This is a genomic window from Bradyrhizobium sp. SZCCHNR1053, assembly GCF_032381235.1.
Lineage (GTDB): Bacteria > Pseudomonadota > Alphaproteobacteria > Rhizobiales > Xanthobacteraceae > Bradyrhizobium.
Genome location: NZ_JAUHJM010000019.1, coordinates 39,373 through 48,224 on the forward strand (window position 1 = coordinate 39,373; position 8,852 = coordinate 48,224).

At 66.5% G+C, this 8,852-nt stretch carries 6 protein-coding genes; 5 read left to right on the forward strand and 1 reads right to left on the reverse strand.

Features of this window, described 5'->3' with window-relative positions:
- Positions 1-12 precede the first annotated feature (12 nt).
- Entirely contained in the window at positions 13-2,001 is a 1,989-nt protein-coding gene (locus QX051_RS28560) for a methyl-accepting chemotaxis protein (protein ID WP_315778416.1), read from the reverse strand.
- Between the two features lie 287 nt (positions 2,002-2,288).
- On the opposite strand from QX051_RS28560, the gene QX051_RS28565 reads away from it, so the two are divergent.
- From QX051_RS28565 to hemA, 5 genes are all read left to right on the forward strand, one after another.
- Positions 2,289-2,600, forward strand: a complete 312-nt coding sequence (locus tag QX051_RS28565; protein WP_315717894.1) for a hypothetical protein — start codon at positions 2,289-2,291, stop codon at positions 2,598-2,600.
- A gap of 220 nt (positions 2,601-2,820) precedes the next feature.
- Complete coding sequence (locus QX051_RS28570) at positions 2,821-3,555, forward strand: porin family protein (RefSeq protein ID WP_315778417.1); 735 nt, start codon at positions 2,821-2,823, stop codon at positions 3,553-3,555.
- A gap of 243 nt (positions 3,556-3,798) precedes the next feature.
- Positions 3,799-5,937 carry a HAMP domain-containing methyl-accepting chemotaxis protein gene (locus tag QX051_RS28575; RefSeq protein ID WP_315778418.1) on the forward strand — a complete coding sequence of 713 codons (2,139 nt, stop codon included), beginning with the start codon at positions 3,799-3,801 and terminating at the stop codon, positions 5,935-5,937.
- 191 nt (positions 5,938-6,128) lie between these two features.
- Complete coding sequence (locus QX051_RS28580) at positions 6,129-7,187, forward strand: MBL fold metallo-hydrolase (RefSeq protein ID WP_315778419.1); 1,059 nt, start codon at positions 6,129-6,131, stop codon at positions 7,185-7,187.
- Between the two features lie 207 nt (positions 7,188-7,394).
- Positions 7,395-8,624, forward strand: a complete 1,230-nt coding sequence (gene hemA, locus QX051_RS28585) for a 5-aminolevulinate synthase (RefSeq protein WP_315778420.1) — start codon at positions 7,395-7,397, stop codon at positions 8,622-8,624.
- Positions 8,625-8,852: the final 228 nt, after the last annotated feature.

Below are 8,852 nucleotides of genomic sequence, written 5' to 3' on the forward strand. Positions count from 1 at the left end.
ACGGCGCTCCGTCTACGCTGCCTGCCTTGCGAAGGTCCGCCTGAACCACGCCAGGAACGCCTCGCGATTTTGGCCGGGGTCGAACTCGACATGCAGCGCGTCCTTGTCACGGGCGCGAACCCGATACGGCACGCTGCCGTCGAAGCCGCTGAATTCCATGACGCCGCGATCGCCGATGCCAGGCTCGGGGTCGAAGCGGAACCAGGCGCCGCCTTCGGAAATGTCCACCAGATCGGCCTTCACCGCGCCCCTGCGATCGTCGACGACCTTGATCGACAGGCTCGACTTCAACCGCGGCGACTGACGGCGATCGGCTTCGGCGGTCGCGGCCCTGACGGCCTTCACCAGCGTGGCACGGAGCGAGGTCAGGCCCGTTGCCACGGAGCCGATGGCGTTGCGCACCTCGGCGGCCCGATCGTTGACCATGCCGGCGTCCCTGCCGACATTGCCGATCTTGGACGACACATCGCGCGCCGCGCTCGCCGACGACCGGACCGAGCGGCTGATCTCCTGGGTCGCCGCGTGCTGCTCCTCCATCGCCGCGGCGATCGAGGCCGCGACCTCGTCGATCTCGGAAATCTGGCTGCCGATGCCTTCGACGACGTCGACGGTCGCCTGCGTGGTGGTCTGCACCTCGCCGATCAGGCGCGAGATCTCCTCGGTCGATTTGGCGGTCTGATCCGACAGCGATTTGACCTCGGCCGCAACCACGGCAAAGCCGCGGCCGGCGTCGCCGGCGCGCGCCGCCTCGATGGTGGCATTGAGCGCCAAAAGGTTGGTCTGCTCGGCGATGCCGCCGATCAGGTTGGAGACCTCGGCGATCTTGTCCACGGCCGCGGACAAGGAGAGCATCGTGTTCTTCGCCTTCTCGCGCTCCGTCACCGCCGATTTGGTGATCGTGCTGGCGCGCGCCACCTGGCTCGAGATCTCGCGGATCGCCGAGCTCAGTTGCTCGGCTGCCGACGAGACCGTCTGGGCATTGGAGAGCGACTGCTCCGAGGCTGCGGCCACCGATTGCGCATCGGTCGACAGCTCCTCGGCCAGTTTCGAGAGGCCTGCGGCGACGGCCTCGACCTGGCGCGATGCGCCGGCCGCAGCTTCGACGGACGTCTCGGTCTCGCGCTCGATCACGTCGGCCATGTCGAGCATGGCGCGCTTCTTATGCTCCTCGGCGGCCAAACGGTCGCGCTCCTGCTTGTCGCGCAGGCTCGCATTCTCCAGCGCGTTGGTCTTGAAGATGCTCAGCGCGCCCGCCATCGCGCCGATCTCGTCGCCGCGTTCCGAATAGGAAATGTCGGCCGACAGATCGCCCTCGGCGATCCGCCGCATCAGGCCGGTCATGCGCGACAGCGGACGGACGACGCCGATCACCAGCCCGGACATGCCGGCGACGACCAGAGCCAGAACGATGCCGGACACGGTCCACACGACGATGGAGATGCTGCGATCCTGGGTCGCCGCCGTCGCCTCCATGTCCGCATTCAGCTTGTTCGCCTTGTCGACCAGCGTATCGATCACCGCGCGGTGGGCGGCGTAGGCTTCGGCCAGCCGGGCATAGGAGGCATCGGCCTTCGCCATGTCGCCGGAGCGCAGCGCCGGGATCAACTCGGCCTCCAGGGCCTGCCAGAACTTCCGGACCTCGCCGTCCGATCGTTCGACCAGCAGCGATTTCAGATCAGGCTGCAGGGCCGAGCCGGTCCAGAACGTCTTGCGATCCTCGTAGTCCTTCTTCAGCTGCGAAAGCTTACTGACATGCGTGTCGAGATCCTTCGGCGTCCGGAGTGCGAGGGTCGCCTCGAGATAGGCCTCGAGGACATATTCAGGCGGCGGCAGGATGTCGGCCACCAGATCATTGCCGAGCTTGATCTTGTCGTAGAGGGGCCCGCCGACCTTGAGCTCGCGCAGCGCATAGGCGCTGGTCAGCACGACCGCACCGAAGCCGAGTGCGAGCACAAGGCCAAAAGCCGCAATGAACGTGGAAATGGAGAGACGCATCTTCATGTCGGCGGCACATTTCGCTGGAGGGTGGACTGCACCCGCCGTCGCCCCGCCGGAGCCCTCTCCGCTCGCTTGCATGGAGCTGGTCCGTCCAGAACGACCGGCATCGAGTCGTCAATTTGATCAGCGTGCACAACCTTTTCTCAGGGTAAGGTAAATTTCCGCCCCCGTAGAAATGCGGTCCGGCCCGACTCGATCGGGGGACGCAGGCGCTCCGCCCACTATGACCTGGCGCAAGGCGGCGGGAGGCGGATCTGCGAACATGCGCGCATCGCCGCTCAGGAGCTACCATGTCGAAACCCATCCCGGACAAGGCCGAGATCGCGCTCGAATATCCCGACAAGTTCTATGCCGGCACGTTCGAGCATTCCTCGCGGTTCGAAGCCCATCTCGAATCATCTGGCCTGGCATTGACCCTGGAGCGCCCCGGCCCCGAGGACGTCCGCAAGTCGATCCATATGCATCTGAACTTTGGACTGCTCGCCGCGATCCTTCACGAGCTCGCCGCCGGCATCGCTTCGATGCCCAAGGACGACATCGTTCATCGCGAGCAGCTGCGCGACGCAGTCGCGGCCCTGCATCGAGCTCTTAACGCGCCTTAACCGGTTGTGCCGCGGCGGCACAAAGAGGCCCGGCGTTAACTCCCGGTTCAGCCTTCGTTAGTGCATTGCTAACTACGCCAGAACCTTTGCCCGCAGAAGGTCGGGTTGGAGGCCAGTGTGCTGCGCGAGTGACAGCATTTTATTCGAAAGCAATCTATCTCCGATCCATCGACGGCGCGCGCTGCGCGAGCCTTGTTAGTTGAGTATCGGAGACCCCGCCATGAAGAAGATCCTGTTCGCAACCGTTGCAGTCGCCGCGCTGGCCTCGGCCCAGTCCGCTGTCGCCGCCGATTTCGGCGCCCGGACCTATCCCTACGCAACCAAGGCGCCGCCGACCTATGCCGCTCCGATCTACAACTGGACCGGCTTCTATCTCGGCGCCCATCTCGGCGGCGCGTTCTCCAGCGACAACAACTTCTCTGGCCTCGCCACCGGCAACAACTCCAACGGCCGCTTCCTGGGCGGCGTGCAGGTCGGCGCCGACTGGCAGTTCGCACCGACCTGGGTGATCGGCGCCGAGGGCCAGTACAGCTGGCTGAGCGGCAGCGTCGGCGCCGCCTTCCCCGGCGGCCTCGTCTACACCAACAGCCAGCGCGGCCTCGGCTCGATCACCGGCCGCTTCGGCTACACCTGGGGTCCGGGCCTGCTCTACGTGAAGGGCGGCTACGCCTATTCCGACAACAACGAGAAGGTGACGTTCGCCGGCACGCCGGTCGGCTTCGCAACCAACGGCGACCACCGCAACGGCTGGACCGTCGGCGCCGGCCTCGAATACATGTTCGCGCCCAACTGGTCGGCCAAGGCCGAGTATCAGTACTACAATTTCGGCAGCGCCACCTTCACGGCGCCCGCCGCGCTGGTCCCGACCGGCAGCTTCACCACCGACGACCACACCTTCAAGGCAGGCGTGAACTACCGCTTCAACTGGGGCGCTCCGCTCGCGGCCCGCTACTGATCCGCAGGCGTCAAATAACAACAAACGACGGGAAGGCCGGCAGCGATGCCGGCCTTTTCTGTCATAGGTTATCGAAAGCGCGGCCCAACAATCCTTTCCGTCCTGTTAAATGCCGCACGGTGAAATGCGAAAATGCGAGAAAACTCAGCACTGCCCGAGTAGTTTCCCGGATTTGTTAACCGCCCGCCGCGATACTGCCTGCAAGCAACAGCTCCAAGTAGTGCATATCGGGGGACACCAGAGATGGCGATTCGGTTCAGCTTCAGCAGGGTGCTCGGAGTCCTGCGACCTGGATGGGGCGTCCGCGGCAGCCTGTTCGCAGCCTTCGCAGTGATCGCCGGCATGGCGATCGCGATCAGCGTCGCTGCGGGACTGATGCTGCGACACGTCGGCGGCACCATGGTCGAGCTCTCGGACCGCGAGATCCCGCGCCTCACCTCGAGCCTGCAGCTGCTGGCGCAGAGCTCCGGCCTGGCCAGCCTCGGCCCGGCGCTGCTGCAGTCCCAGAGCGAGGACGCGCTCAACGATCGCCTGAAGAAGATGCAGGAGATCCAGAAGACCACGCAGGAGCGCCTGAGCGAGATCAGCGCGCTCGGCGCCGCGAAAAGCGTGGTGGCGCCGCTCGCGGAGACCATCAAGAACATCAACGAAGCCAATCAGAGCCTGGTGTCGGCCGCACGCGAGCGGCTCGAAGTGGCGGCCCTGCACAACAAGCAGTATGACGCGCTGCGCAAGGCGCAGGCGGACTTCACTGCCGCCGCCAACGAGCCGATGCTAGATGCCCAGACGCAGCTCAACGCCGTGCTCGGCGCAGCCGAGGTGTCGGCAGACGATGCAACGGCGGCCGCACGGTTCGTCGAACAGCTCGGCAACGTGATCGCGTCCGGCAACCTGCTGGTGGCGCAGATGGCTGCCGCGCTCTCGGCCAACGACAGCGACACGCTGGAGACGATCGAGCGGCAGTTCAAGGAGGCGCTGGCGCAGCTCAAATCCAATCTCGAATTGCTGCCGACCGGCCGCAGCACCAAGGCAATCCACGATGCCGCGCTGAAGCTCGCCGCACTCGGCGAGGGCAAGGCCCGCGTGTTCAAGACGCGCGAGAAGGAGCTCGACGCCAACGATTACGGGCAGACCGTGCTGGAGGAGACGCGAAAGCTCAATGTCGGTCTCGACATCAGCGTGCAGCAGCTCGTCGAAGGCGTGCGCAAGTCGACCGAAAGCGCCACCAGCACGGCGGGCCGTGACATCGAGCTCGCGACGCTCGGCATGGCCGGTGCCGGCGCAGCCACGCTGCTCGGCTCGGTGCTGTTCGTCTGGCTCTATGTCGGCGGCAACATCCTGCGCCGGATCAAGCGGCTGCAGCAGGCGATGCAGACGCTGTCGAGCGGCGATCTCGACACCGAGATTGCGGCCTCGAAGCAGCGCGACGAGATCGGCGCGATGGTCGACACCCTGCAGGTGTTCCGCGACAACATGGTCCGTGCCCGTACCCTGGCCGCCGAGCAGGACCGCGAGAATGCCGCCAAGGCCGAGCGCGCCGCGCGCATGGAGGCGCAGATCGCCACGTTCGAGGCGACGGTGCGCAGCGCCCTCGGCACGCTGCAGAACTCCGCCACGGCCATGCAGGCGACCGCGCAGAGCATGTCGCAGACCGCCGACCAGTCCAACTCGCTGGTCAATGCGGTCGCGGCGGCTGCCGAGGAGACCTCGGTCAACGTCCAGACCGTGTCGGCCGGCACCGAGCAGTTGTCGTCGTCGATCGCGGAGATCAGCCGCCAGGTCGTGACCTCGGCCCAGATCGCCAAGAAGGCGGTCGAGGAAGCCGGCGCCACCGACTCGACGATGCAGGGACTCGCCGACAATGCGAGCCGCGTCAGCGTCGTCGTCGACCTGATCCAGGCGATCGCCTCGCAGACCAACCTGCTCGCGCTCAACGCCACCATCGAGGCGGCGCGCGCGGGCGAGGCCGGCCGCGGCTTCGCGGTGGTCGCGCAGGAGGTGAAGAGCCTGGCGAGCCAGACCGCCAAGGCCACCGATGAGATCCGCACCCAGATCGCAGGCATGCAGCAGGTCGCCTCGTCGGCCGTGTCGGCGATCCGCAACATCGGCGAGACCATCGCCGAGATCGACAACGTCACCACCGCGATCGCCGCCGCCGTCGAGCAGCAGGGCACCGCGACGCACGAGATCGCCCGCAACATCCAGCAGGCGGCCTCCGGCACCACCGAGGTCTCCAACAACATCACCGGCGTCTCCAGCGCCTCGGCCCAGGCCGGCACCTCCGCCAACGAGGTGCTCAGCGCCTCGGAGGCGCTACGCCGCGAGGCCGACACCTTGCGCGCCGAGGTCGATTCGTTCCTGACCAACATCCGGGCGGCGTAGTTGCTACTCGCCGGTCATTCCGGGTTCGAGGCCTGCGGCCTCGCGCCGGAATGACGGGGGCGTGGCGAAGCAGAAGGCGCCGAGGCAGGTCATGCTGGCGCGCCCCGAAGCACCTTCCGTACCCCGGAATGCCGTCCAGCCATGTGTTTTTCGGCTGGCGCTCGCCCGCAGCGGCCGTTAATCGATGAGGCATGACGAAGACAGACACCGTTCACTCCTCCGCCGAAGCCCTGCGCTATCCCTGGGAGCAGCATCCCGGTGAGGACCAGGTCGTCGAGGTCGCGCCCGGCGTGCTGTGGCTGCGCCTGAAGCTGCCGTTCCGCCTCAACCATGTGAACATCTATCTGCTCGCCGATGGCGACGGCTGGGTCGCGGTGGACTCAGGCTTCGGCAACGAGGAGTCGATCGCCGCCTGGACGCGGCTGCTCGATGGTCCGCTCAAACACGTCAAGATCAGCCGGCTGATCGTGACGCATTCGCATCCCGACCATGTCGGGCTCGCCGGCTGGATCGTCGAGCGCTTCAACTGCCCGCTGGTGATGTCGCAGGTCGAGTATCTGCAGTCGGTCTATCACCAGAACCGCGGCACCGAAGAGCGCCGCGATGCCCAGCGGCTGTTCTTCCGCCGCCACGGCATGGACGAGACCCTGACCGACAAGCTGCTCGGCCGCGGCCAGGAATATCTGCAGCGCGTCTCGGTGCTGCCGGCCTCCTACCGCCGCATCTCCCATGGCGACGAGATCCAGATCGGCAGCCGGCGCTTCAAGGTCATCACCGGCGGCGGCCACGCGCTCGACCAGGTCATGCTGTATTGCGCCGCCGACAAGCTGTTCCTGTCCGCCGACCAGGTGCTGAGCAAGATCTCGCCCAATGTCAGCGTCTGGGCGGTCGAGCCGGACCAGAACTCGCTCGGCGAATATCTGGCCTCGCTGGCGAGCCTCACCACCACCCTGCCCTATGACGTACTGGTGCTGCCAGGCCATGGCGTGCCGTTCTACGGGCTGAAGACGCGCATCAAGCAGCTCGCCGACCACCACGAGGAACGCTGCCGGATGATCGCGGACGCCTGCCGCGACGAGCCGAAAACCTCGGCGCAGCTCGTGCCGGTCGTGTTCCACAAGCACGTGCTCGACCCGCATCAGATGGGCTTTGCCGCCGGCGAGCTGATCGCCCACGTCAACTACATGCTGGTCGAGGGCCGGCTGACCAGCCAGGACGTCGACGGCGTACTGCATTATCGCACCACCTGAGGCTGCGGAGCTGTGCCGCCGCCGCGTCGCCGCAATCCGGGCGCCGTTCGGCCGAGATCCTCCTCCCTTGGACAAATCGCCCAATTCCCGCCGTGGGATTCCGGCTCGACAGCCGCTCTGGAAACGCTCTAAGAAGACCTCACGCCACGCATGCCGCGAGGTTTCACTTCAGGTGCTGCACTGCAGCGCGCCAGTTCGGGTTTCGTGATGGACTACAGCCAGTACTTCAGTGCCGCCCTCGGTCGCCTGCATGATGAGCGTCGCTACCGTGTCTTCGCCGATCTCGAACGCATCGCCGGCCGGTTCCCGCATGCGACCTGGCACTCGCCGAGCGGACCACGCAATGTCGTGATCTGGTGCTCCAACGACTATCTCGGCATGGGCCAGCACCCGAAGGTGGTCGGCGCGATGGTCGAGACCGCGACCCGCGTCGGCACCGGCGCCGGTGGCACGCGCAACATCGCCGGAACCCATCATCCCCTGGTGCAACTCGAGGCCGAGCTCGCCGACCTCCACGGCAAGGAAGCGGCGCTGCTGTTCACCTCCGGTTATGTCTCCAACCAGACCGGCATCGCCACGCTCGCCAAGCTGATCCCCGACTGCCTGATCCTGTCGGACGCGCTGAACCACAATTCGATGATCGAGGGCGTGCGCCAGTCCGGCTGCGAGCGCCAGATCTGGCGCCACAACGACCTCGGCCATCTCGAAGAGCTCCTGATCGCGGCCGGCCCGAACCGGCCGAAGCTGATCGCCTGCGAGAGCCTGTATTCGATGGACGGCGACGTCGCGCCACTGGCGGCGATCTGCGATCTCGCCGAGCGCTACAACGCGATGACCTATGTCGACGAGGTGCATGCGGTCGGCATGTACGGCCCGCGCGGCGGCGGCATCGCCGAGCGCGACGGCGTCATGCACCGCATCGACATCCTCGAAGGCACCCTCGCCAAGGCGTTCGGCTGCCTCGGCGGCTACATCGCCGCGAAGGGCGAGATCATCGACGCCGTGCGCTCCTACGCGCCGGGCTTCATCTTCACGACCGCGCTGCCGCCGCCGATCTGCTCGGCCGCCACGGCTGCGATCAAGCACCTGAAATCGTCGAGCTGGGAGCGCGAACGCCACCAGGACCGCGCCGCGCGGGTGAAGGCGATCCTCAACGCCGCCGGCCTGCCGGTGATGACCAACGACACCCACATCGTGCCGCTGTTCGTCGGCGATCCCGAGAAGTGCAAGCAGGCCTCCGACCTGCTGCTGGAAGAGCACGGCATCTACATCCAGCCGATCAACTACCCGACCGTCGCCAAGGGCGCCGAGCGCCTGCGCATCACGCCCTCGCCCTATCACGACGACGGCCTGATCGACCGCCTCGCCGAGGCCCTGCTGCAGGTCTGGGAACGGCTGGGCCTTTCGCTGCACAAGAAGGCGATGGCGGCGGAGTAGCCCTTCGTAGCCCGGGTGAGCGCAGCGACACCCGGGTTCGCCTCGGCAGCTCATAGGACCCCGGATATCGCTCCGCTCATCCGGGCTACGCGCGCCCGCGGCTGAGCTGGCTACGCGATCACCTCACGCGCCACTGCGCTCCCCTCCCCCTTGCGGGGAGGGGTCGGGGGTGGGGGTCCACGAGGGTATGAACCGGGCTGAGTCCTGACAATTCAGACCGGGTTGATT